The sequence below is a fragment of the Halomonas huangheensis genome (assembly GCF_001431725.1).
Classification (GTDB): Bacteria; Pseudomonadota; Gammaproteobacteria; order Pseudomonadales; family Halomonadaceae; genus Halomonas; species Halomonas huangheensis.
Genome location: NZ_CP013106.1, coordinates 1,639,132 through 1,661,709 on the forward strand (window position 1 = coordinate 1,639,132; position 22,578 = coordinate 1,661,709).

A 22,578-nucleotide genomic window follows, 5' to 3' on the forward strand; every position below is an offset into this window, starting at 1 on the left:
CCCTGAGCACATCGAGGCGGCTCGATAGAAATAGCGAGCCCCGGTGTCTATTAACCTGGCACTCAGCGCTGCGTTGAGCGGGCGCTGTAGCGAATGATGTAGGCAAATTACCACAACCCACAGCCGAGCGTTGGGGAAGTAGGTATGACCACCAACACTGTTCATTCACGTATTCAGTATCTGTCCAACGGCGCGCTCCATTATAGAGGCTATCGCCAATCAGGCGTCAAACTGGATAAGCAACGACTTGCGCGGTTTCCATGAAATGGGATGTGCCCCAGGCGCTTCTCGGCACAATATCTCGCGCTGTCGGGCGCGATGGATATGCGTATAATCGGCGCTTTCGTTAGTTGCTTCCCTATCAGGACGATTCATGTCTGCGACCTCACAAGCGCCGAGTCAGCCTCGCGCGGAGACGCCTCTGGAGCGTTATCGCCGCGATCTCCAGCGCGACAACTTCACCCCGGACTCTGCACAGGCCAATGCTGTTGAGCACCTGCAGCGGTTGTATGATCAGTTGTTGAAAACGCCGGATACGCGGCCGACGAGCACTGTGGCTGGTGGCTGGACATCCAGGGTCAAGGGCTGGTTGGGGCGTCGTGATGAAATGAAGGAGCCTGAGATTCCTGCCATTTCAGGACTGTATTTCTGGGGAGGTGTCGGTCGCGGAAAGACCTACCTGGTCGATACCTTTTATGAGAGCCTGCCGTTTCCACACAAGATGCGAACTCACTTTCACCGGTTCATGCAGCGTGTGCACAATGAGTTGACGCATTGCAAGGGCGAGAAAGACCCGCTGAAGCTGATTGCCGGCAAGTTCGCAGACGAGGCTCGGGTGATCTGTTTCGACGAGTTCTTCGTCAAGGACATCACCGATGCCATGATTCTTGCCAATCTGCTCGAAGCGTTGTTCGAGCGTGGTGTAGTGCTGGTAGCGACATCGAATATCGTGCCGGACGACCTGTATCGTGATGGGTTGCAGCGGGCGCGCTTTCTGCCGGCGATTGACCTGCTCAAACGTCACTGCGAGGTGGTCAATGTCGACTCCGGAGTGGATTATCGTCTACGGGCGCTGGAGAGAGCCGAGATATTCCATTCGCCGCTTGATGACGAGGCTGACCGGGAGCTGGAACGCAGCTTTCGGGAAGTGGCGGGTCATGAGGGCGAGCGCAATGTGCCGATCGAGGTCAATCATCGTGTCCTCAGTGCCGAGCGTCTGCATGAGGACGTGGTGTGGTTTGACTTCCTTGAACTCTGCGATGGGCCGCGTAGCCAGAACGACTATATTGAACTGGCTCGTGAATACCACACGGTGTTGGTTTCAGGCGTGAAGCGTATGAGCGGCGCCACCGATGATCAAGCACGTCGCTTCATCAATATGGTCGATGAATTCTATGATCGTGGTGTCAAGTTGCTGATGTCCGCGGAAGTTCCAGCGGAAGAACTGTATAGCGGTGGCAAACTGGAGTTTGAGTATCAGCGCACATTGTCGCGTCTGCAGGAGATGCAATCGAGGGAATACCTCTCGCTCCCGCATAAGCCATGATGGTGTGAGCTACGAGTACGAATGAAGCGTGCTTGAGGCTCGTAGCTGAATGGGTGGTATTGTTTTTTCACGTCATGTAGAATGCGCGCTCGCTCGACCGTTGCGTCCGAATGTCGGCTCCCGGGCTGATGGGGCGCAACCAAGAAAAATAGGGATGATCCCATGTCGGCAAGGCTTGTAGCTGCCGACGGCAGGATCCAATACATCGAATTGGTGATTTCATCCATGAAGACGTTCACTGCTAAGCCGCAGTCCGTCCAGCGCGACTGGTATATTGTCGATGCCGCGGACAAGACGCTCGGTCGTCTGGCCACTGAAATTGCTCGTCGCCTGCGCGGCAAGCACAAGCCTGAGTACACTCCTCACGTTGATACCGGCGATTACATCGTCGTCATCAATGCCGAGAAGGTAAAGGTCACTGGCAACAAGTCCAGCGACAAGATGTACTACCGTCACACCGGTTATCCGGGCGGCCTGCGTTCCATGAGCTTCAATCAGCTCATCGACCATGCTCCCGAGCGTGTTATCGAAGGCGCCGTCAAGGGCATGCTGCCGAAGGGCCCGCTGGGTCGTGCCATGCACTCCAAGCTGAAGGTCTATGCCGGCACCGAACATCCGCACACTGCGCAGCAGCCGCAAGAACTGAACATCTGAGGGAATCTTCGCCATGACACAGCAGTATTACGGTACCGGGCGCCGCAAGACCTCTACCGCGCGCGTCTTCCTCAAGCCGGGCACCGGCAAGATCACTGTCAACAGCCGTGAGCTGAACGAATACTTCGGCCGCGTGACTGGTCGTATGGTGGTTCGTCAGCCTCTCGAACTGACCGACACTCTTGAGCAGTTCGACGTTTATGTCACTGTCCAGGGTGGTGGTGGTAGTGCCCAGGCGGGTGCTATTCGTCACGGCATCACTCGTGCCCTGATGCAATACAATGAAGACTTCCGCCAGCCGCTGCGTGCCGCTGGTTACGTCACTCGTGATGCTCGTGAAGTCGAGCGTAAGAAGGTCGGTCTGCGCAAGGCGCGTCGTCGTCCGCAGTTCTCCAAGCGCTGATACTCTCACCGCTTGTCGATCTTCAATGCCCGGGCCAATGGCCCGGGCATTGTCGTTTCCGGGGAGCGCCCTGGTCGACATTGGTCTTGCTTCACTTGATGGAAGTTGTTCTGCTTCAACGCGCTGGCGATTGTGCGTAGCCTGCTGTCAGGCGCTATCCTTGTGCCAATGTTGGGTATTTCTTAACATTGAAACCACTTGTCTCCGTCTTTCAGCAATGTCGAGGGACCGTGCAACAACAACAACGGAAAGGCTTGATGGGAGAAATCAGATCATGGCAGATAGCGGCGTGAACAAGGGGCGGCGCCGTTTCCTCGTGGGCGCGACCTCCGTTCTGGGAGCGGTTGGTGCCGTCGGGGTGGCGATACCCTTCGTAGCTTCCTGGCAGCCGAGCGCCAGGGCCCGAGCAGCTGGGGCACCCGTCCAGGCGGACATTTCCAAGCTTGAGGCGGGGCAGCGGATGACCGTCGAGTGGCGTGGCCGTCCGGTGTGGTTGGTCAACCGAACTCCGGAGATGATCGAACGTACCGAGGACCTCACCGCAGATATCCTTGCGGACCCGGAATCCGAAAGGCCGCAGCAGCCGGAATATGTGACAGGGCCGTTGCGCTCCATTCGCCCTGAGATCGGAGTGCTGGTCGGAATCTGTACCCACCTGGGTTGCTCTCCTCTCTACAAACCTGAGCCCAATGCGCAGGATGTCGGTGCAGAAGACTGGCCAGGTGGCTTCTTCTGTCCTTGTCATGGCTCACGCTTTGACCTTGCTGGAAGGGTCTTCCGTAATGTGCCGGCGCCGACCAACCTGGAAGTGCCGCCGTACCATTTCATCAGTGACACGGTGATCGTGATCGGTGAAGACGGGGAGAGCGCATAATGGCTAATCCGAACAAGGCAAAGGCCGAGCGCGGTCTGATGCGGTGGGTCGATGATCGTTTTCCGGCGACACAGCTGTGGCGGGATCACCTGTCAGAGTATTACGCGCCGAAGAACTTCAATTTCTGGTACTTCTTCGGCTCTCTGGCATTGCTGGTACTGGTCAACCAGATTCTGACCGGTGTTTGGTTGACCATGAGCTTCAACCCCAGTGCCGAGGGTGCCTTCGCGTCCGTCGAGTACATCATGCGCGATGTCGAGTACGGCTGGTTGATTCGCTACATGCATTCCACCGGCGCCTCGGCGTTCTTCGTGGTCGTCTATCTGCATATGTTCCGCGGCTTGCTGTATGGCTCCTACAAGGCGCCGCGCGAGCTGGTGTGGATCTTCGGCATGGCCATTTACCTTGCGCTGATGGCTGAGGCTTTCATGGGCTATCTGTTGCCCTGGGGGCAGATGTCCTACTGGGGGGCGCAAGTCATCATTTCACTGTTCTCGGCAATTCCGGGGATCGGGCCGGGACTGGCCGAGTGGGTGCGGGGGGATTACCTGATATCGGGTATTACTCTCAACCGCTTCTTTGCGCTGCACGTTGTTGCCTTGCCGATCGTGATCCTGGCACTGGTGGTGCTGCATATCATTGCATTGCACGAGGTGGGCTCCAACAATCCCGACGGCATCGAGATCAAGGACCGCAAGGATGAGGCTGGGAAGCCGATTGATGGTATACCGTTCCATCCCTATTACACGGTGAAGGATATCGTCGGGGTGGCAGTCTTCCTGTTTGTATTCTGTGTGGTCATCTTCTATTTCCCTGAGGGGGGAGGTTACTTCCTCGAGACGCCCAATTTCGAGCCGGCCAATCAGCTCAAGACGCCGGATCATATTGCTCCTGTGTGGTACTTCACGCCGTTCTACGCGATTCTGCGGGCTATCACCTTCAGTGTCTTTGGGCTCGATGCGAAGTTTCTCGGCGTGGTCTTCATGGGAGCTGCCATCGGCTTGTTGTTCGTGCTGCCGTGGCTGGACCGTTCGCCGGTTCGTTCGATCCGCTATAAAGGCTGGATCTCCAAGGTAATGTTGGCGCTGCTTGCGATCAGTTTCGTGACGCTGGGTGTGTTGGGGGTGTTGCCTCCCACTGCTTCGCGCACGCTGGTCGCTCAGGTCTGTGCGGTGATCTATTTCGCCTACTTCCTGCTGATGCCGATATATACGCGTCTGGAGAAGACTAAACCCGTTCCGGAAAGGGTGACTGGCTCATGAAAAAGCAACTGTTCGCACTGCTCTTTGCGCTGGTACCCATAGGCTCTTTCGCTGCGGGTGGGGAGGAAGTACATCTCCAGCATATGTCACCGAACCTCTCCGACCAGCCATCTCTGCAGCGGGGCATGCAGCTCTATGTCAATTACTGCATGGGCTGTCATTCTCTGGAATACCAACGCTTTTCCCGTGCAGCTGAAGACCTGGCGATGCCTGAGGATCTGGTGGTCGACAACCTGATCTTTTCGCCGGAGTTGGGATTCAATGACCAGATGCACAAGGCGATGTCGGATGAAGACGCGGCAACCTGGTTTGGTCAGTCGCCACCCGATCTGACTCTCGAGTCACGTTTGCGTGGGACCGATTGGATCTATACGTATCTGCTGAGCTTTTATCGCGACGCGGAGCGCCCCACAGGCACCAATAATCTGGTGTTCCCGGCGGTGGGTATGCCCAATGTGCTGGAGTCGCTGCAGGGGGTGCAGGAGAAGGTTTGTACTGCCGAGAATGAAGGCAAGGGAAATGCACAGGTGGATTCCTTGAGTGGCAAGCACCAATCCTGCGACAGTCTGGAGCTTGTCTCGCCTGGCGAGATGGAGCCTGCCGAGTTCGAGGAGGCTGTCTACGACCTGACCAACTTCCTCGCTTACGTAGGTGAGCCATCCAGGCTTCAGGCTCAAGCACTAGCGCCCAAGGTGTTGATCTTTATCTTCATCTTTGGAGTCATTGCCTATCTTCTCAAGCGTGAGTATTGGCGCGACGTTCACTGACAGAGCCAAGGTAGGCCGGGCGCATGGTTGCGAAGCCATGCGCCTTTTGCTTTATGCGGGTATCATTCGGTTTCCGGTTGTGTGCCCGGAGGCTGGAGGGCATGCCGTCGGGAGGCCCCAAAGGTCGGTCTGTCGTGTTATCATCCCGGCTTGAACTGATGCGAGGATTGTTTCATGGGTGTAGTGGCCAAGCGGTCGTCGATGATCTTCTACTCCGGTGGCGATGATCATTACAGTCATCGTGTGCGGATTGTGTTGGCCGAGAAGGGAGTTGCCGTCGATATCGTTGAGGTTGGTGAGGATAGCCACCCCGAGGAGCTGGCGGATCTGAATCCTTACAACAGTGTTCCCACGCTGCTTGATCGTGATCTGGTGCTTTATGAATCCAAGGTCATGATGGAATATCTGGATGAGCGCTTCCCGCATCCTCCGTTGTTGCCGGTTTATCCTGTGGCGCGCGCCCAGAGCCGTCTGTGGATGCATCGCATCGAGCGGGAGTGGTGCCCGATGGTCGAGCGCATTCAGGCAGGCAGCAAGAAGGAAGCCGACAAGGCGCGCAAGGAACTGCGTGAGAGTCTGATTGGCATCTCGCCGATTTTCGAGGACATGCCGTTCTTCATGAGTGAGGAGTTTACGCTGGTCGATTGCTGTCTGGCACCGGTCCTCTGGCGCTTGCCAGCGCTGGGTATCGAGTTGCCGGAGAAGCAGGTGCGCCCGCTGCTCAACTACATGGAGCGTGTGTTTGCTCGCGAAGGTTTCAAGGCCGCTTTGTCAGAGGCTGAACGCGAGATGCGTATCTGACGGATAGCCCTCTGCATGCCGGTTGCTGGCACATGGCATCCGGCGTGATTTTCTTCCATGCCAATCGAGAGAGCCGATTCATGAAGTCTAGTCGCCCCTACCTGGCCAGGGCCCTCTACGAGTGGTTGCTGGACAACGAACTGACCCCTTATATCGTCGTCGACGCTGAGCAGGAGTTGGTGGAAGTACCGCGCCAATTCGTTCAGAACGGGCAGATTGTGCTTAACCTGGGTCCGACGGCGGTGCGTGACTTGCACATGGACAATGAGCAGATCCGCTTTTCTGCTCGTTTCAGTGGCAAGTCGGAAAACCTGTTCGTACCGATGTCGGCACTGATCGCGCTTTATGCGCGAGAGAATGGTGTCGGGATGGTGTTCGGCCACGAGCCGGTACTGCCTTCTGATGAGGCGGAAGGTGCCGAGAATGATGAGTCGGTGTCATTGGAAGTCGTGGATACCGAAAACGATGACGAACTGGTGACCTCTGAGGCGGATGAGAATGAGCATCCTCCACGCAAGAAAGGGCGTCCATCGTTGCGCGTCATCAAGTGAACCACTGCTGACGCGTTATTTCGATGATGTGGTTGGGTGGATAACGCAAGAAGGCAGGCCATTTTGGCCTGCCTTCTTGCGTTATTCTCGTTAGCCAGGAGTTTGGCTGGCGTGGTCTCAGTCGATGTAATCGAATACCTTGACGATGCGCTCCATGCCTCCTGCACTTGCTGCGATCTGGACGGCTTGCTCGCCTTCGGCGTGGCTGACCATGCCCATCAGGTAGACGGTGGCGTTCTCGGTAACCACTTTTATATGGCTGGAGTTGATTTCATTGCTGGTGGCCAGCACGGTGTTGACCTTGGTAGTCAGCCAGGCATCCTGCATGACGCGGCTGCCCGGTAGGTTGCCGGAGATCGTCAGCTCGTTATGGACGCGTCGCACATTGCGTACTTGAGAGGTGATATCCTCAGCACTCGTGCGCAATTCCTCGCTGGGGACCTGGCCGGTCAGCAGTACTACACCGTTGTAGCTGTCGACATTGATTCGGGAGTCATTGAGTCGAGCATCGACGCGGCCCATGTTGTGCTTGGCCTTGTTTTCGATGTTCCCGTCCTCGACTTCCATGCCGATGGTGCGCTCATGGTAATCTTCGTCGATCGTGCCTGGATTGGTTACAGACGTGACTGCCGAGCAGCCGCCAAGCAGCACAACAGACAGCGCCAGAATGGCGCCAAGTGAACGTTGATTCATAGGGTTACTCACTCGTCCCGAAAAGTTGTTCATCGATCAGGTCGCAGAGACAGTGGATCGCCAATAGGTGAACTTCCTGGATCCGGGCAGTGGAGGTCGCGGGGACGCGAATCTCACAATCATCCTGGCCCAGCAGTGAGGCCATATTGCCACCGTCGCGGCCGGTCAGGGCAACTACAGTCATGTCGCGATCATGTGCCGCTTGAATGGCCTGGATGACATTGCCTGAGTTACCGCTGGTGGAGATCGCCAGCAGGATATCGCCTGGTTGGCCGAGCGCACGAATCTGCTTCGAAAAGACTTCGTTGTAGCTGTAGTCATTGGCAATTGACGTCAATGTCGAGGTGTCGGTAGTCAATGCCAGGGCTGGTAGGCTCGGGCGTTCTCGCTCGAAGCGGTTAAGTAGCTCCGAGGAGAAGTGCTGGCTGTCACCGGCGCTGCCGCCATTGCCGCAAGCAAGAATCTTGCCCTCGTTGACAAGACACTGGACCATCATCTGGCTTGCCACCTCAATGAATGGGGGAAGCACTTCGCTGGCATAGGTCTTGGTGTCGATGCTGTCGTTGAAGTGTCCGAGAATTCGACTCTGGAAATCCATGCTGCCGTCCTGGTCCATGGGGAAACACATGCCTTTCAGAGGATTGGAGTGTTTCCGGTGTATTCAGTTCGCTTCGATGGCATTTTTCAGCCATTGGTATTCAAGGTCAGGCGGAGCGCCGGTGACCGCCAGTACGTCGAAGCGGCAAGGACATGATAGCCCGTTGCGATGAAGATAAAAACGCGCCGCTTTGATCAGGCGACGCTGCTTGGTTTGGGTGATGGTCTCTGCGGGGGAGCCAAAGCGTGAATCAGAACGGTGGCGCACCTCGACGAAGACCAGTATCTCACCGTCGCGCATCACCAGATCCAGCTCGCCGCCGCGGATCTGTACATTACGCTCGACAATCGCCAGTCCGCGCTGACAGAGCCACTCGCCAGCGGCGCGCTCAATCAGCGCGCCGCGGTGGCGAGAGAATATCGCGCGCGGATTGAGCATCAGGGTTGGGTATTTTCTTCGTTGTCGGAAGATCCTGCTTCGTCATCCGCGTCCGTCAAGGATTGGCCGATCAGGATTGGCGCTGGAACGCCGTTCGAGAACACTGCCCAGGGAAGCTCGCGATAGATGCGCCCGGCATCGTTGCCGAGCATCCCGGTGGCGCCCTGCATCTGGGTTTGGGGAAGAGCTTCGAACTGAGGGATGCGACGCGCCAGTTCGTAGGCGTCGACACCCATGGCCATCAGGCGGAACAGGGCGGGGTTGCCTTCCTCGCGGAGTTCCTGGTAGCTGGCGTGGAACGGCAGTGCGTCGGCACCGCCTACGGCTGCGTCCGGGATCTGCCATGGGATATCGAGGAACTGCACGCCGTTCAGATCAGCGTCGAGGCGTGGCTGGGGGCGGCCCTCATACAAGTGTGAAGTAGCATAGACCGGCAGGTCGCTGGCCGAATAGTACTCCAGAGTGGGTTTGACCTGGCGGGCATACTCCGGCAATGCCAGCAGGAACAGCATGTCCGGGCGTGGGTCGGCGATAGCCCGACGAGTGCTTTCCGTGGCTGGTGCGCCGGGGTTGTAGCGCACAGCATTGGCAGTGTTGCCGCCCAGTGAGCGCCACTCGTTCCAGAAGGCTTCGCCGACACGCTGTCCCCAACCATTGTTGGGGACCAGCATCGAGGCGGTGCGATGACCATCCTGCCAGGCGCGATCGGCAGCCTGACGCGCTTCATCTTCGGCGGAGAGACCATATTCGAATAGTCCCTCGGTGTTGTTGCTGGCGCCTTCGCCATAGTTCAGAGCCAGAGTTGGAATGGGTACGTTGGCGCGATTCTCCAGCTGAGTCACCACTGCCTTGTCGAGCGGGCCGACTACGACCTGAGCGCCGTTGCTCTGAGCTTGCTGATAGAGCATGTCGATATTGCCGCTAGAGGAGTCGATGAAGGTCAGTTGGGGGCCGCCAGTCTGATTGTCCTGATGAGTGCGAATGCCGCGCTCGATAGCATCAGCAACATCGGCCAGTGGGCCGGATTCCGGCAGCATGACGGCGATGTTCTCGACATGCTGACCTTCCAGATCTCGCAATCCGGTAATCTGGCTTGGCATGCGGCGGTTGGCAGGGTGGTCGGAGTAGTTGACCCGCCAGTCATCAAGCTGGTTGAACAAGCGCTGTATGTCGCCTCCGCTATCGCGAACGAGAGTGGCAAGTTCCAGCCAGCCGGTAACAATTGAATTGTCCGGTTGTGCCAGGGCATTGGCCTGGCGTGCATTCAGGACGGAAAGCTGTTCCCAGATGGCATCGTTGATATCTTCGCGACCGGTGTCACTCTGAACCTGCATCAATAACTGTGCCGCTTGCTGGGGCTTGCCGGTTTGACCCAATGCAAGTCCCTGACGCAGGCGCAGTAAGTTGGCCTCGTCGCTGGGGAACTGCATATCATCGAGTACTTCGGCTGCGCGCAGTACTGCTCGAGGATCACCTTCACTATCGCCCAGTTCCGACAGCAGCATCGCCCATTCGCGACGGTCATCGCCCTGCAACAGACTGTCATCGAGATTGTTGGCTACTTCCAGGGCCTGGGGGCGGCGTCCCGAGCGTGCCAGAATGTCTGCCGCATGCAGGCGTGTCTGTGCTGCCTCGGTGGGTTGCTGCTGTTCTGCCTGGGCCAGCAGTTGATCAGGGTCGCCGTCGAACGCCTGTTGTACAATGCTCGGGGTGAAACTACACCCCGCCAGTGAAATTGCGATCAGCGCGGCGGCCATCGGGCCGCGGGTCGAAATCATCATCAATTCTTCCTTGTCCTGGATACGGATAGCAGCCCTGGGAGCCAGAATGCCAGACACGAATGTAGGGTCATTGTACGTGGTCGCAACGCCGATTGGGAATCTGGACGATCTCAGTATCAGAGCTACAAAGGTGCTTGCAAAGGTGAAGCTGGTGGCAGCGGAAGACACACGTCACAGTGCACGTCTGATGCGTCATCTCGGTATAGCACCAAAAATGGTGTCCTTGCATGACCATAATGAGGGGGCTCGAGTTGCGCAGTTGGTCAGGCATCTGGAAGCAGGAGATGACATAGCGCTTATCAGTGACGCTGGAACCCCATTGATCAGTGACCCCGGGTATGTGTTGGTTCGAGAGTTGCGGGCTGCTGGCTTTCGTATCGTGCCCGTACCGGGTGCCTGTGCGCTGATCACGGCGCTCTGCGCTGCTGGACTGCCTACGGATCGTTTTACCTTTCATGGTTTCTTGCCGGCGAAGGGGAGCGCACGCCGTGGCGACCTGGAGCAGTGGATCAAGGTGCCGGAGACGTTGGTGTTCTATGAGTCTCCACACCGTATTCGCGATACGTTGACCGATATTGCCACATTGTTCGGGAAGCGTCGTGTGGTTCTGGGGCGTGAGTTGACCAAGACCTTCGAGACGTTTCTCGATGGCGATGCCAATACTCTTCTGGAACTGATGTCGGCGGACCCCGATCAGGCACGAGGTGAGTTTGTGATCATGGTCGAAGGGGCTCCGCAGGTCGCGGAATCGGCCTCCGAAATCGACGCAAACGCTCTGCTGGCGGCGCTGCTCGCCGAGGGTGCTGGGGTCAAGCAGAGTGCTGCGGTAGCGGCCCGTGTGCTGGGTGGCGGGAGAAAAACATGGTACGCCAGGGCTCAGGCGCTGAAGGACGGGGATTGAGGGGGCTGCGGGGCACTGGTATGCTTGCCGGCGGGAGTTGGCCAGACAGTCGCCGCTGCCAGGGTTCTTTCGGGAGCGCTGGTGGGGGAGGAAAGTCCGGGCTCCATAGGGCAGAGTGCCAGGTAACGCCTGGGCGGCGTGAGTCGACGGAAAGTGCAGCAGAGAGTAGACCGCCTAAGCATCCTTCGGGAGGCCGGTAAGGGTGAAAGGGTGCGGTAAGAGCGCACCGCGCGCCTGGCAACAGTGCGTGGCACGGTAAACCCCACTCGGAGCAAGACCAAATAGGAACCCCATGGCGTGGCCCGCGCTGGGTTCGGGTAGGTTGCTTGAAGCCAATGGTGACGTTGGCTCTAGAGGAATGACTGTCCACGACAGAACCCGGCTTATCGGCCGACTCCCCCTTTTTTCATACGGACGCGCGTTGCGCTGAGTCTGATGGCCGACAGGCCAGAGCAGACGGCGCAGAGGGCGTCCGATTGTCGTCCGTCGAATGAGATTGTTATGCCGTCACCTTCTTCAGAAAGCTCCGTGCGCGGCCATGCTCATACCAGTGTCTTGCTCGACGGTGCCGTGGATACTCTGATCCACGATGCCAGTGGCTGTTATCTGGATGGCACCTTCGGTCGCGGTGGCCATTCGCGCGCCATTCTGTCGCAACTTGCCCCGCAAGGGCGTCTGATTGCGCTGGACCGCGACCCTGAGGCGATTGCCGAAGCGCAACGCATTGATGACGCTCGCTTTTCCATTATCCGTGCTGAATTCGCTCGTCTGGCAGAGGTCGCTCGCGAGCAGGGCGTGCACGGTCAGTTGTCCGGTGTTCTGCTGGACATCGGTGTTTCTTCTCCCCAACTGGACGATGCAGAGCGTGGCTTCAGCTTTCTGCGCGACGGCCCACTGGATATGCGTATGGACCCCAGTCAAGGGGAAAGTGCCGCACAGTGGCTGGCCCGCGTCGGCGAAGCCGAGATGGCGTCGGTTTTCAAGCGTCATGGAGAGGAGCGTTATGCGCGCCGCCTCTCACGAGCCATCATCGAGCGTCGCGCCGAGCAACCTTTCACGCGTACTGCGGACCTTGCTGCTGTGGTCAAGGCCGCCCATCCCGCCTGGGAGAAGGGCAAGCATCCTGCAACCCGGGTATTTCAGGCGATTCGTATCGAGATCAACGGCGAACTTGATCAGCTTGACGCGGCGCTTGATGCAGCGCTGGAGGCGTTGGCTCCAGGCGGGCGCCTCGTGGTCATCAGCTTCCATTCGTTGGAAGACCGCCGGGTCAAGCGCTTCATTCGCGACCATGTACGTGGCGATACCAATGTGCCGAGAGGCATTCCGCTCCGGGATGATCAGTTGCAGCGTCGGCTCGAGCCGCTCGGTAAGGCGATGCGCGCCAGTGACGCGGAGGTCGCCGATAATCCGCGAGCACGCAGTGCGGTAATGCGCATGGCCCGCAAGCGTTATTGAGGAAATTCCATGGCTCAAGGACGGCTGGATATCAATGCCTTTGGATGGCCGCTCAAAAAGACCTTTGCTCCACGTCTGCTGCTGGTGCTGGCACTACTGAGTGCCTGCCTCGTGACGGCGCTGGCAGTGATCAGCGTTAGCCACCAGACTCGCGTTCAGTACGCCCAGCTTCAGCAACTGGAGCGTGAACAGCAGCAGTTGCAGACCGAGTGGGGGCAATTGCTGCTCGAGGAAAGCGCCTGGTCGGCGCCGTCGCGTATCGAACGCCTGGCAATCGAACGCCTGGAAATGCATCTGCCGGATATTCACGATATCGAGGTCATTGCGCCATGAGTCGTGAGCAGACACGTGGCGGCGTGACGCCGCGCCGCCCGCCACCCATGGATCCCATGGGCAAGGTACGTTATGTGGTGATGTTGTTGCTGGTGCTGATAGCCATGGGACTATTGGCTGGCCGTATCGTCGACCTGCATGTCATCGATCGCAACTTCCTGCAGGTGCAGGGCAATGCACGTATTCTGCGTACCGACCCGATTCCCGCGCATCGCGGCATGATTACCGATCGCCATGGTGACCCGTTGGCGGTATCGACTCCCGTAGTCACGGTATGGGCCAACCCCCAGGATTTGCCTGAGGATGATGTGCAACTGGTATTGCTGGCTCAGGCGCTTGGTCAGGATCTTGGTCAGCTCAAGAGCCGTATCGAGAAATACAGTGATCATGAATTCATGTACCTGCGTAGGCGGATGACGCCGGAAGCTGCTCAGGAGATTCTCGATCTGCGTGTACCTGGGGTGCATGCTCGAGAAGAGTACAAGCGTTATTACCCGGCGGGTGAAGTTGTGGCTCAGCTGCTTGGCGTGACCAACGTTGATGACCAGGGGCAGGAAGGCCTGGAACTGGCCTATCAGTCCTGGTTGGCAGGACAGCCGGGCAAGCGCCGCGTGATCAAGGATCGCCGTGGTCGTCTGGTGCGTGATCTGGAAGTGGTTCAGGAAGCGCAGCCTGGTGGCGACCTGGTACTGTCCATTGATCAGCGCCTGCAATACATCGCTTACCGTGAGCTCAAGGTGGCGGTGGACGAGAATGATGCTGACGGCGGCACGGTGGTAATGATGGACGCTCGCACCGGTGAGGTGTTGGCGATGGCTAACCAGCCGTCCTACAACCCCAATAACCGCGCCGGTCTCGATCCTGCGGGGCTGCGTAATCAGGCGATGGTCGATGTCTTCGAGCCGGGGTCGGTAATCAAACCGCTGGCGATGTCGGCGCTGCTCGAGACGGGGCGCTTTCCTCCCGGTACCGTCGTGGATACGTCTCCGGGTTGGATGCGTATCGACAGCTATACCATTCGCGATGTCTCCAACAACGGTCAATTGACGCTGGCCGGCATCCTGCGTAAATCGTCCAATATCGGCATGGCCAAGCTGACACTGCAGCTGGATGAGCCCCTCGTGCCGCAGCGCTATCGTGAGCTGGGCTTCGGTCAGGCACCGGGGACAGGTTTCCCCGGCGAGGCGGTTGGCGAGGTACCTTCCCCGCAGGTCTGGTCGAGCAGTCAGTGGGCCGCATTGTCCTATGGCTACGGCCTGTCGGTGTCAGCCTTGCAACTGGCCAGTGCCTACACTGCGATTGCCAATCACGGCGAGCGGATGCCGACTTCGTTGCTGCGCCTCAATCAACCGCCTCAAGGACAGCAGGTCATTCGCCCGGATGTGGCTGACCGCGTGTTGGCGATGATGGATGAGGTGGTTGAGCCGGGCACCGGTGCGCGTCGCGCTGAGGTGCCAGGCTATACCGTAGCGGGCAAGACCGGTACCGTGCGCAAGATCGGCGATGCCGGCTATGCGCAGAACGCCTATCGAGGATTGTTTGTCGGCATCACGCCGGTCTCCGATCCGCGTATCATCACGGTGGTAATGATTGATCATCCGCGTGGTGATGCCTATTACGGCGGTGCCATTGCTGCTCCGGTATTCTCGCGTATTGCCGGTAGCGCCCTGCGTATTCTGGATGTGCCGCCGGACCAGCCCGCTGGTGATGAGGGGCATTGATGCTTTCGCCAACTTTTTACTGCTGCTGGACACTGTGCTGATATGAGCGTATCTACGCTGCGGCTCACTGCCGCTTTGAATCGACTCTGGCCTGGCTGTGACGCGCCCGATGGGTTGCCGTCAAGCCTGCATGCGCTGACGACAGACAGCCGTGAAGTCATACCCGGCAGTGTGTTCGTGGCCATTCCGGGCGTCGGAGCCGATGGTCGTGATTACATTGACCAGGCACTCGCAGCTGGTGCGGTATTGGTCCTTGCTGAGCGTGGCGAGGCGCCGCTGACGCATGCCGGAGAGCCTGTAATGTGGCTTGAGCATCTGCGCGCACAGGTCGGTGAGTTGTCCCGCGAGGTGCACCAGGTGCCGGATGAACTCGAATTGATTGGAGTGACTGGCACCAACGGCAAAAGCTCCGTGACCCATTACATCGCTGAGCTGTCGCGTGAGATCGGTGTCGATACGGGTCTGATTGGTACTCTAGGCCACGGCCGTCCCGGCGCGCTGGTCCAGGGGATGTTGACCACTCCGGAACCACTGGCATTGCAGCGTCAGTTGGGAGAACTGGCCGGTCAGGGTATCAAGCGTATCGCCATGGAAGTTTCCTCTCATGCGCTGGATCAGCAGCGCGTTGCAGGTTGTCGTTTCTCGGCAGCGGTGTTTACCAACCTCAGCCGCGATCATCTCGATTACCACGGCAGCATGATCGCCTATGCCGCAGCCAAGGCGTTACTGTTCAAGCGCCCTGAGCTGAGGCTGGCGGTGGTCAACGGCGATGACTCTCTCTCACGGCTGATGCTGGCTGGAATAGGGCGAGACGTACGCGTCCTCGCCAGTGGTGAAGATGAAAGCGTTTCGTTGCGGGTGGTTGAGTGGCTGCCTGGTCCTGATGGTCAGCGTGCCTTGATTGGCACGCCTGAAGGCGAGCATGTGCTGGTTCTGCCGTTGATGGGGCGCTTCAATCTCGACAATGTTCTGCTGGCGATGGCAACGCTTTACGGCCTGGGCGCGTCGATGGATGAGTTGGTCGCCGCCGCAGAGCACCTGACGCCGGTGCCGGGGCGTATGCAGCCGCTGGTGCAGGAAGGTGCGCCGACGGTGGTAATTGATTATGCCCATACGCCCGATGCACTCGTCAATGCCTTGCAGGCACTCAAGGCACACCTGCCAGGTGAAGGGCAGCTCTGGTGCCTGGTGGGGTGTGGTGGAGACCGCGATGTCGGTAAGCGCCCGTTGATGGCGCAAGCAGCGGCACGTCATGCTGACCGAGTGGTGATCACCGACGACAATCCGCGCAGTGAAAACCCTGAGTCGATTCGCGACGCCATGCTCTCGGGTCTTGGGCCGGCGGATCGTCAGCATGGTTGTAATATCGCTGGGCGTGGCGAGGCGATTGCCCGCACGATCCGTGAAGCGGGTCCTGAGGATGTGATCCTGATTGCCGGCAAGGGCCATGAAACCTACCAGGAAGTCATGGGTGTGCGTCACGACTTTTCCGACCTCGATGAGGCTCAACGGGCGCTGCATGCTCGGTCTGTCGGAGGTAAGGTCTGATGAGTGCCTGTGGACTGACCAGCCTTGCTGAAGTGGCTACGGCGCTGGGGCTTGATGTGGTTGGTAACGGCGCGGCTGGTGTAGAGACAATCGTCACTGATACACGGAAGTTGGCGACGGGGGCATTGTTTATCGCCATTCGTGGTGACCGTTTTGATGGTCATGATTTTGTCGCCCAGGCGCGAGAGGCCGGGGCGGTCGCCGCAGTCGTGGAGCAGGCCCAGGATGATCCATTACCACAATTGGTGGTCGGTGATACACGCCTGGCTCTGGGGCTGCTGGCACGCGAACGACGTAGGGAGTGGGGTGGTTCACTGGTGGCCGTGACTGGCAATAGTGGCAAGACAACCGTCAAGCAGATGCTGGCGACCTTGTTGTCCCGCGCTGGTGAGACGCTCGCTACTCAGGGCAATCTCAACAACGATATCGGTGCTCCATTGACGCTGCTCTCGCTGCAACCCCAGCACCAGCGAGCAGTGGTCGAGTTGGGTGCCAATCACCTCGGCGAGATCGCCTGGACCACAGCGCTTGCTGAGCCTCAGGTTGCGGTGATCACCAATGTCACTGGCGCTCATATCGGTGAGTTCGGGGGCATGGGGCGCATCGCCCAGGCAAAGGGAGAGATCCTGGCCGGTCTTTCTGGCGATGGAATTGCGGTGCTCAACCGCGATGATAAATTCTTTCCGATCTGGGAGCGTTTGGCCTACCCGCGTGAAATCATCGATTTCTCTATCGAGTCGCCAGCGAGGATGATGGCATCTGATCTGGCCTGTGACGAGCTCGGGCGCTATGCTTTCACGCTGACTTTCGACGCTCGGCCACTCGGGCGCATCCGACTGCCGTTGATGGGGCGCCACAATGTGGCCAATGCGCTGGCAGCCGCGGGGGCAGGCATGGCGATGGGGCTGGCTGCGGAAGACATTGTCGCAGGGCTGGCCGAGGTGATGCCGGCGGCGGGACGCCTGACGGTAGAGCCAGGCGTACGCGGTGCGCGCTTGCTTGATGACACTTATAACGCCAACCCCGGGGCAATGAAGGCGGCCATTGATACACTGCTGTGCCTGCCGGGGCCTCGTTGGTGTCTGCTGGGGGCTATGGGCGAGCTCGGCGAGAAGACCGAGCAGTTACATGCAGAGATCGGGTTATATGCGCGACAGCGCGGCATCGACTTTCTCGGTACTCTTGGTGAAGCTGCGCGAGCAGCCTACCAGGCCTTCGGTGAAGGCGGGTACCATTTTTCAGATCGAGCGGCAATGACTGACTACGTGCTGCACCACCTGCCGGATAATGCGAGCGTGCTGGTAAAAGGCTCGCGAGCGGCAGGCATGGAGCGAATCGTGGCGGCTCTGCGGCCTGATGGTTCAAGGTGATACTGATACATGTTGCTTCTTCTGGCGGAATTTCTGGCGCGCTACCAGAGCGCTTTCAATGTTTTTGGTTACCTGACGTTACGCATGATCCTGGCGACGATTACCGCGCTGGTATTGTGCCTGTGGTGTGGTCCGATCGTTATCCGCCGTCTGGTAGAGGGGCAGATTGGCCAGGCTGTTCGCGACGATGGCCCTCAGTCGCACCTGTCCAAGGCTGGTACGCCGACCATGGGGGGCGCGATGATCCTGCTTGCCATGGCCATCAGTACCCTGCTGTGGGCCGACCTCAGTAACCATTACGTATGGGTGGTATTGCTGGTGACCCTCGGCTTTGGAGCCATTGGTTGGGTTGATGACTATCGCAAGGTGGTCGAGAAGAACCCGCGCGGTCTGCCGGCGCGCTGGAAGTATTTGTGGCAATCGGTGATCGGTCTGGCAGCGGCACTCGAACTTTATCTGACGGCGGCCACTCCGGTGGAAACCAGTCTGCTGCTACCGCTGTTCAAGGACTTCATGCTACCGCTCGGCGTGTTTTACGTCCTGCTGGCTTATCTGGTGATTGTCGGTAGCTCCAATGCCGTCAATCTTACCGATGGTCTCGATGGTCTAGCGATCATGCCGACGGTCATGGTTGCCATGGGCCTCGCGGTGTTCGCCTACGCCAGCGGCCACTCAGTGTTCTCCGAATATCTACAGATTCCGATGATTGCTGGTGCCGGTGAGCTGGCGGTGTTCTGTGCCACCATTGCCGGAGCTGGGTTGGGCTTTCTGTGGTTCAACACCTATCCGGCTCAGGTGTTCATGGGCGACGTTGGTGCGTTGGCGTTGGGGGCAGCACTGGGCGTTGTTGCAGTGATCGTACGCCAGGAAATAGTGCTGTTCATCATGGGAGGGGTCTTTGTCATGGAGACCGTATCGGTGATCCTGCAGGTTGGCTCATACAAGCTGACCGGGCGGCGTATCTTCCGCATGGCTCCGTTGCACCACCATTTCGAGCTCAAGGGCTGGCCTGAGCCAAGAGTCATCGTGCGCTTCTGGATCATCACCGTGGTGCTGGTGCTGATGGGGCTGGCCACACTCAAGATTCGCTGAGGACCGCATGACTGCCAGTCACGATGCCAGGGAGTACATGCTTCCCAAGCAGTATCAGGTGCCCCCCGGCACTACCGTTGCGGTGGGGCTGGGGGTTTCGGGGATGGCGATCTGTCGTCATCTCCAGCGACTGGGACGACGCTTTGTGGTTGTGGATACCCGTGAGGCGCCCGCTGGACTGGAGGTGTTTCGCGAGCAGTTTCCCACGTTGCCGCTGCGCCTCGGTCCACTGGATGGCCTCGACCTGAGTGCCGCCGAGGAGGTTGTGCTGAGTCCGGGTGTCGATCCGCACCAGATGCCATTTTCAGCGCTGTTCAATGAGCGTCATTCGCAGACCGGGGAACCGCGTCTGATCGGTGAAATCGCACTGTTCCGACGTGCTTGTCATGGACGTATTGCCGCCATTACTGGCGCCAATGCCAAGTCCACTGTCACCACTCTGGTCGGGGAAATGGCGCACGAGGCCGGAGTTCGGGTCGCCATTGGCGGTAACCTCGGGACCGCAGCGCTGGATCTATTGGCCGGTGATTCGCAGGCCGAGCTGTTCGTGCTCGAGCTGTCCAGCTTCCAGATCGAGACAACTCCCTGGCTGGCGGCAGATAGCGCCGCCTTTCTCAATCTCAGCGAAGATCATCTCGACCGTCACGGTGACATGTCCGGCTATCGCCGCGCCAAGCAGGGAATATTTCGTGGCGCCCGCCAGGTAGTGTTCAATGCCGATGACACCATGACCTGGCCTGAAACGCAGCCACCCGTCCAGGCGCGCTTCACGCTTGAGGCACCGCAGGCGGAGAGTGATGACTGGGGGGTTGTCGAGCATCAGGGGGAGGCGTGGTTTGCTCGCGGCAACCGCGTACTGTTCCCGGTCTCGGCGATGCGACTCAAGGGCCGTCATCATCAGGCCAACGCCCTGGCGGCCATGGCCATGGCCGATCAGTTGCGGCTGCCCGTTACGGCGATGCGCACCGTGCTGGAGCGCTTCGGCGGTCTGCCGCATCGCAGCGAGCTGGTGGCCGAGCTCGACGGTGTCGCGTGGATCAATGACTCCAAGGGCACCAACGTCGGCGCAACCCTGGCGGCGATTGAAGGATTGGGGCCGACGTTGGGCGGGCGTCTGGTGTTACTCGCCGGTGGCGTCGGCAAAGGCGCAGATTTTCGCCCGCTGGCCGAGCCGTTGGCGCGTTATGCTCGTGAAGCCATCCTGTTTGGCGCCGACGCCGATAAGCTCGAGGCGGCATGGACCGGAAAAGTGGACATCACTCGAGTGGCCGATCTCGATGCTGCGATGGCGCGCGCACGAGAAATCACCCGGAATGGGGATGCGGTCCTGTTGTCGCCCGCCTGCGCTAGTCTCGATCAGTTTGCCAACTATCTGGCGCGTGGCGAAGCCTTCCGGGCATGGGTTGAGCGTCATGCCGGCCGGCCCATCTCTGACAAGGAGTCGTCATGAGTCGAGCGACCAACACCGTTAACCGTCTGGTTACGCTTCGTCAGCGTTTGTCTACTCGTGACGAGGCCTTCGATGGCTGGTTGCTGGTGGCGACGTTTTCTCTGCTGTTGATTGGCTGGGTAATGGTGACCTCGGCTTCTACCGAAGTTGCCTCCAGTCTGACCGGTAACGCATGGTATTTCAGTATTCGTCACGGCATCTTCGTGCTGGGTGGCATTACTGTCGGGGCATTGGTCCTGCGCGTCCCACTGGCTTGGTGGAAGGCCAATGGTCCCTTACTGCTGCTGATTGGCCTTGCCTTGTTGGCATTGGTGCTGGTTGTGGGACGCGAAGTCAACGGTAGTCGTCGCTGGCTGTCGCTGCCGGGGGTGCCGTTCAACCTACAGGCCTCTGAAGTGGCCAAGCTATGCTTGATCACCTACATGGCAGGCTATCTGGAGCGTTTCCTACCCCAGGTTCGACGCCAGTGGGGTGCGTTTCTCCGCCCGCTGATGGTGGTTGGTGCGTTCGCGGTACTGCTGATCTTCGAGCCTGATTACGGTGGCGTGGTGGTCATGACGGGTTGCGTCATGGGCATGTTGCTGATGGCTGGTGCACCCTGGGGGCGTTTCCTGCTGCTGTTCCTGTTGGTCGGCCTTCTCGGCGCCATAGTGGCTGTCGCCGAACCTTATCGCATGGCACGCCTGACCAGCTTCATCGATCCCTGGGCGGATCAGTTTGCCAGTGGCTATCAGCTCACACAGGCCTTGATCGCTTTCGGCCGCGGTCATGTGTTTGGCATGGGGTTGGGCAATAGCGTACAGAAGCTGTTTTACCTTCCCGAAGCGCATACCGACTTCGTGTTCGCAGTGCTGGCAGAGGAACTCGGCATGATCGGCGCTATCGCAGTTGTCGGGCTGTTTGCGCTGCTGGTGTGGCGCGCGATGGCCATTGGCCGTCGCGCTGAGTTGGCACGACAGCCGTTCGCCGCCTATATGAGCTATGGTATCGCGCTGGTCATCGGTGCTCAGGCTTTCATCAATATTGCGGTCAGTACCGGTATGCTGCCGACCAAAGGGTTGACGTTGCCGCTGCTGTCCTATGGTGGTTCCAGCCTGGTGATAAGTTGTGTCATGGTCGCACTGTTGTTGAGAGCCGATATTGAAACACGTGAGCGCAAGCGCCAGTCGACGCCGACTGCGCGTCGTGAGACCGCACGCAAGCGAAGTAATGCACAAGGAGTCAAGCCGTGAGCAAGCATCAAGGACGGCGTGTGCTGGTCATGGCCGGTGGTACGGGGGGGCACGTCATCCCCGCCTTGTCTCTGGCTCGCGCGTTGGGCGAGCAAGGCGTGGACGTCGAGTGGCTGGGCAGTCCACGTGGCATAGAAAATCATCTGGTGCCGGAAGCCGGCCTGCCGCTCAATCAGGTGGCAATCAGTGGTCTGCGTGGCAACGGTCTGGCGGGGTGGCTAATGGCGCCGGTACGCCTTGCGCGCGCCGTATGCCAGGCACGTGCTGTGATCAAGCGCTTTGACCCTCAGTTGGTGGTAGGAATGGGTGGCTTCGCCAGCGGGCCGGGAGGCCTGGCCGCATGGTTGACTCGCCGTCCTCTGGTGATTCATGAGCAGAATGCCGTTGCGGGGCTGACCAACCGCGTACTGGCGCGTCTGGCCACGCGAACCTACGCGGCCTTCCCTCAAGCATTTGGCGATGCTGCCGAGGTAGTGGGAAATCCCGTACGAGAGGATATTGCTGCGCTGGGCGAGCAGCCGAGACAGCTCGAGGATATGCAAGGGCGGCGCCTGCGTATCCTGGTCGTGGGCGGCTCGCTTGGCGCGGTGGCGCTCAATCAACGTCTGCCTGAGGCTCTGGCTCTGTTGCCCGAGGAACAGCGCCCGGAAGTGCTCCATCAGGCGGGAAGAGACAAGGACACTGAGACACGAGCGTCTTATGTCGAGCATGACGTTGCCGCTGAGGTGACCGATTTCATCAGTGATATGGCAGCAGCCTACGCCTGGGCCGACCTGGTTGTGTGCCGTTCCGGCGCACTGACCGTGGCGGAACTGGCGGCTGCTGCAAAGGCTGCGCTATTTGTGCCGTTTCCGCATGCCGTGGATGATCATCAAACTGTCAACGCTCAGGCGTTGGTGGATGCCGGTGCGGCGGCACTGATTCAGCAGAAAGACATGACTGCAGCGTTGTTGGCCGAGCGCCTGACAACGCTGCTCAACCCTGCAACGCTGGCCGGCATGGCAAGCAAGGCTCGAGCCGAGGCTCATCTCGATGCTGTGGAGCGGCTGGTTGCAGGCTGTATGGAGACAGGTCTTGAGTAATCAATCCAACGGACCGGTTCCCG

At 59.1% G+C, this 22,578-nt stretch carries 22 protein-coding genes and 1 other RNA gene; 19 read left to right on the forward strand and 4 right to left on the reverse strand.

The annotated features are described in order from the left end of the window. Window positions 1-373 precede the first annotated feature (373 nt). From zapE to AR456_RS07420, 8 genes are all read left to right on the forward strand, one after another. A complete protein-coding gene (zapE, locus tag AR456_RS07385; protein WP_021820743.1) occupies window positions 374-1,546 on the forward strand; it encodes a cell division protein ZapE in 1,173 nt (390 codons plus the stop codon). Window positions 1,547-1,771: 225 nt separating this feature from the next. Next, window positions 1,772-2,200 carry a 50S ribosomal protein L13 gene (rplM, locus tag AR456_RS07390; protein WP_031208709.1) on the forward strand — a complete coding sequence of 143 codons (429 nt, stop codon included), beginning with the start codon at window positions 1,772-1,774 and terminating at the stop codon, window positions 2,198-2,200. A 13-nt stretch (window positions 2,201-2,213) separates the two neighbouring features. Beyond that, window positions 2,214-2,603 (forward strand): 30S ribosomal protein S9, encoded by a 390-nt coding sequence (rpsI, locus tag AR456_RS07395; RefSeq protein WP_021820745.1) that lies wholly within the window; start codon window positions 2,214-2,216, stop codon window positions 2,601-2,603. 274 nt (window positions 2,604-2,877) lie between these two features. After that, window positions 2,878-3,477, forward strand: coding sequence for a ubiquinol-cytochrome c reductase iron-sulfur subunit (petA, locus tag AR456_RS07400; RefSeq protein ID WP_021820746.1), 600 nt, complete (start codon window positions 2,878-2,880; stop codon window positions 3,475-3,477). After that, window positions 3,477-4,739, forward strand: coding sequence for a cytochrome b (locus AR456_RS07405; RefSeq protein ID WP_021820747.1), 1,263 nt, complete (start codon window positions 3,477-3,479; stop codon window positions 4,737-4,739). Before petA ends, AR456_RS07405 begins: the two co-directional genes overlap by 1 nt. Beyond that, a complete protein-coding gene (locus AR456_RS07410; RefSeq protein WP_021820748.1) occupies window positions 4,736-5,506 on the forward strand; it encodes a cytochrome c1 in 771 nt (256 codons plus the stop codon). Before AR456_RS07405 ends, AR456_RS07410 begins: the two co-directional genes overlap by 4 nt. A gap of 174 nt (window positions 5,507-5,680) precedes the next feature. Beyond that, window positions 5,681-6,307, forward strand: a complete 627-nt coding sequence (sspA, locus tag AR456_RS07415; protein ID WP_021820749.1) for a stringent starvation protein SspA — start codon at window positions 5,681-5,683, stop codon at window positions 6,305-6,307. A gap of 80 nt (window positions 6,308-6,387) precedes the next feature. Further along, entirely contained in the window at window positions 6,388-6,858 is a 471-nt protein-coding gene (locus AR456_RS07420; RefSeq protein WP_031208711.1) for a ClpXP protease specificity-enhancing factor, read from the forward strand. Between the two features lie 117 nt (window positions 6,859-6,975). On the opposite strand, the gene AR456_RS07425 is transcribed toward AR456_RS07420, so the two are convergent. From AR456_RS07425 to AR456_RS07440, 4 genes are all read right to left on the reverse strand, one after another. Next, window positions 6,976-7,551, reverse strand: coding sequence for a BON domain-containing protein (locus AR456_RS07425; RefSeq protein WP_021820751.1), 576 nt, complete (start codon window positions 7,549-7,551; stop codon window positions 6,976-6,978). 4 nt (window positions 7,552-7,555) lie between these two features. Next, window positions 7,556-8,149: a phosphoheptose isomerase gene (locus tag AR456_RS07430; RefSeq protein ID WP_031208713.1), complete on the reverse strand. Its 594-nt coding sequence runs from the start codon at window positions 8,147-8,149 to the stop codon at window positions 7,556-7,558. A gap of 63 nt (window positions 8,150-8,212) precedes the next feature. Further along, window positions 8,213-8,587, reverse strand: coding sequence for a YraN family protein (locus tag AR456_RS07435; protein WP_021820753.1), 375 nt, complete (start codon window positions 8,585-8,587; stop codon window positions 8,213-8,215). Next, a complete protein-coding gene (locus tag AR456_RS07440) occupies window positions 8,587-10,368 on the reverse strand; it encodes a penicillin-binding protein activator (protein WP_021820754.1) in 1,782 nt (593 codons plus the stop codon). Before AR456_RS07440 ends, AR456_RS07435 begins: the two co-directional genes overlap by 1 nt. A 46-nt stretch (window positions 10,369-10,414) precedes the next feature. Between AR456_RS07440 and rsmI the strand changes: the two genes are divergently transcribed. The 11 genes from rsmI (at window position 10,415) to murG (ending at window position 22,555) form a co-directional block, all read left to right on the forward strand. Beyond that, window positions 10,415-11,269, forward strand: coding sequence for a 16S rRNA (cytidine(1402)-2'-O)-methyltransferase (gene rsmI / locus AR456_RS07445; protein ID WP_031208717.1), 855 nt, complete (start codon window positions 10,415-10,417; stop codon window positions 11,267-11,269). Between the two features lie 33 nt (window positions 11,270-11,302). After that, window positions 11,303-11,671: RNase P RNA component class A (rnpB, locus tag AR456_RS20740), an RNA gene on the forward strand. A gap of 99 nt (window positions 11,672-11,770) precedes the next feature. Then, a complete protein-coding gene (rsmH, locus tag AR456_RS07450; RefSeq protein WP_021820756.1) occupies window positions 11,771-12,727 on the forward strand; it encodes a 16S rRNA (cytosine(1402)-N(4))-methyltransferase RsmH in 957 nt (318 codons plus the stop codon). A gap of 9 nt (window positions 12,728-12,736) precedes the next feature. Next, a complete protein-coding gene (ftsL, locus tag AR456_RS07455; protein WP_021820757.1) occupies window positions 12,737-13,060 on the forward strand; it encodes a cell division protein FtsL in 324 nt (107 codons plus the stop codon). Then, window positions 13,057-14,781, forward strand: coding sequence for a peptidoglycan D,D-transpeptidase FtsI family protein (locus AR456_RS07460; RefSeq protein WP_021820758.1), 1,725 nt, complete (start codon window positions 13,057-13,059; stop codon window positions 14,779-14,781). The genes ftsL and AR456_RS07460 overlap by 4 nt, the downstream gene beginning before the upstream one ends. 42 nt (window positions 14,782-14,823) lie before the next feature. After that, the gene (locus tag AR456_RS07465; protein ID WP_021820759.1) at window positions 14,824-16,329 is read left to right on the forward strand and encodes a UDP-N-acetylmuramoyl-L-alanyl-D-glutamate--2,6-diaminopimelate ligase; all 1,506 of its coding nucleotides are present in this window, start codon (window positions 14,824-14,826) and stop codon (window positions 16,327-16,329) included. Then, window positions 16,329-17,699: a UDP-N-acetylmuramoyl-tripeptide--D-alanyl-D-alanine ligase gene (locus AR456_RS07470; RefSeq protein ID WP_021820760.1), complete on the forward strand. Its 1,371-nt coding sequence runs from the start codon at window positions 16,329-16,331 to the stop codon at window positions 17,697-17,699. The genes AR456_RS07465 and AR456_RS07470 overlap by 1 nt, the downstream gene beginning before the upstream one ends. 9 nt (window positions 17,700-17,708) lie before the next feature. Beyond that, entirely contained in the window at window positions 17,709-18,791 is a 1,083-nt protein-coding gene (gene mraY / locus AR456_RS07475; protein WP_021820761.1) for a phospho-N-acetylmuramoyl-pentapeptide-transferase, read from the forward strand. A 7-nt stretch (window positions 18,792-18,798) separates the two neighbouring features. After that, window positions 18,799-20,241: a UDP-N-acetylmuramoyl-L-alanine--D-glutamate ligase gene (murD, locus tag AR456_RS07480; RefSeq protein ID WP_021820762.1), complete on the forward strand. Its 1,443-nt coding sequence runs from the start codon at window positions 18,799-18,801 to the stop codon at window positions 20,239-20,241. Beyond that, window positions 20,238-21,473 (forward strand): putative lipid II flippase FtsW, encoded by a 1,236-nt coding sequence (ftsW, locus tag AR456_RS07485; protein ID WP_021820763.1) that lies wholly within the window; start codon window positions 20,238-20,240, stop codon window positions 21,471-21,473. The genes murD and ftsW overlap by 4 nt, the downstream gene beginning before the upstream one ends. Continuing rightward, window positions 21,470-22,555 carry an undecaprenyldiphospho-muramoylpentapeptide beta-N-acetylglucosaminyltransferase gene (murG, locus tag AR456_RS07490; protein ID WP_021820764.1) on the forward strand — a complete coding sequence of 362 codons (1,086 nt, stop codon included), beginning with the start codon at window positions 21,470-21,472 and terminating at the stop codon, window positions 22,553-22,555. Before ftsW ends, murG begins: the two co-directional genes overlap by 4 nt. Window positions 22,556-22,578 lie beyond the last annotated feature (23 nt).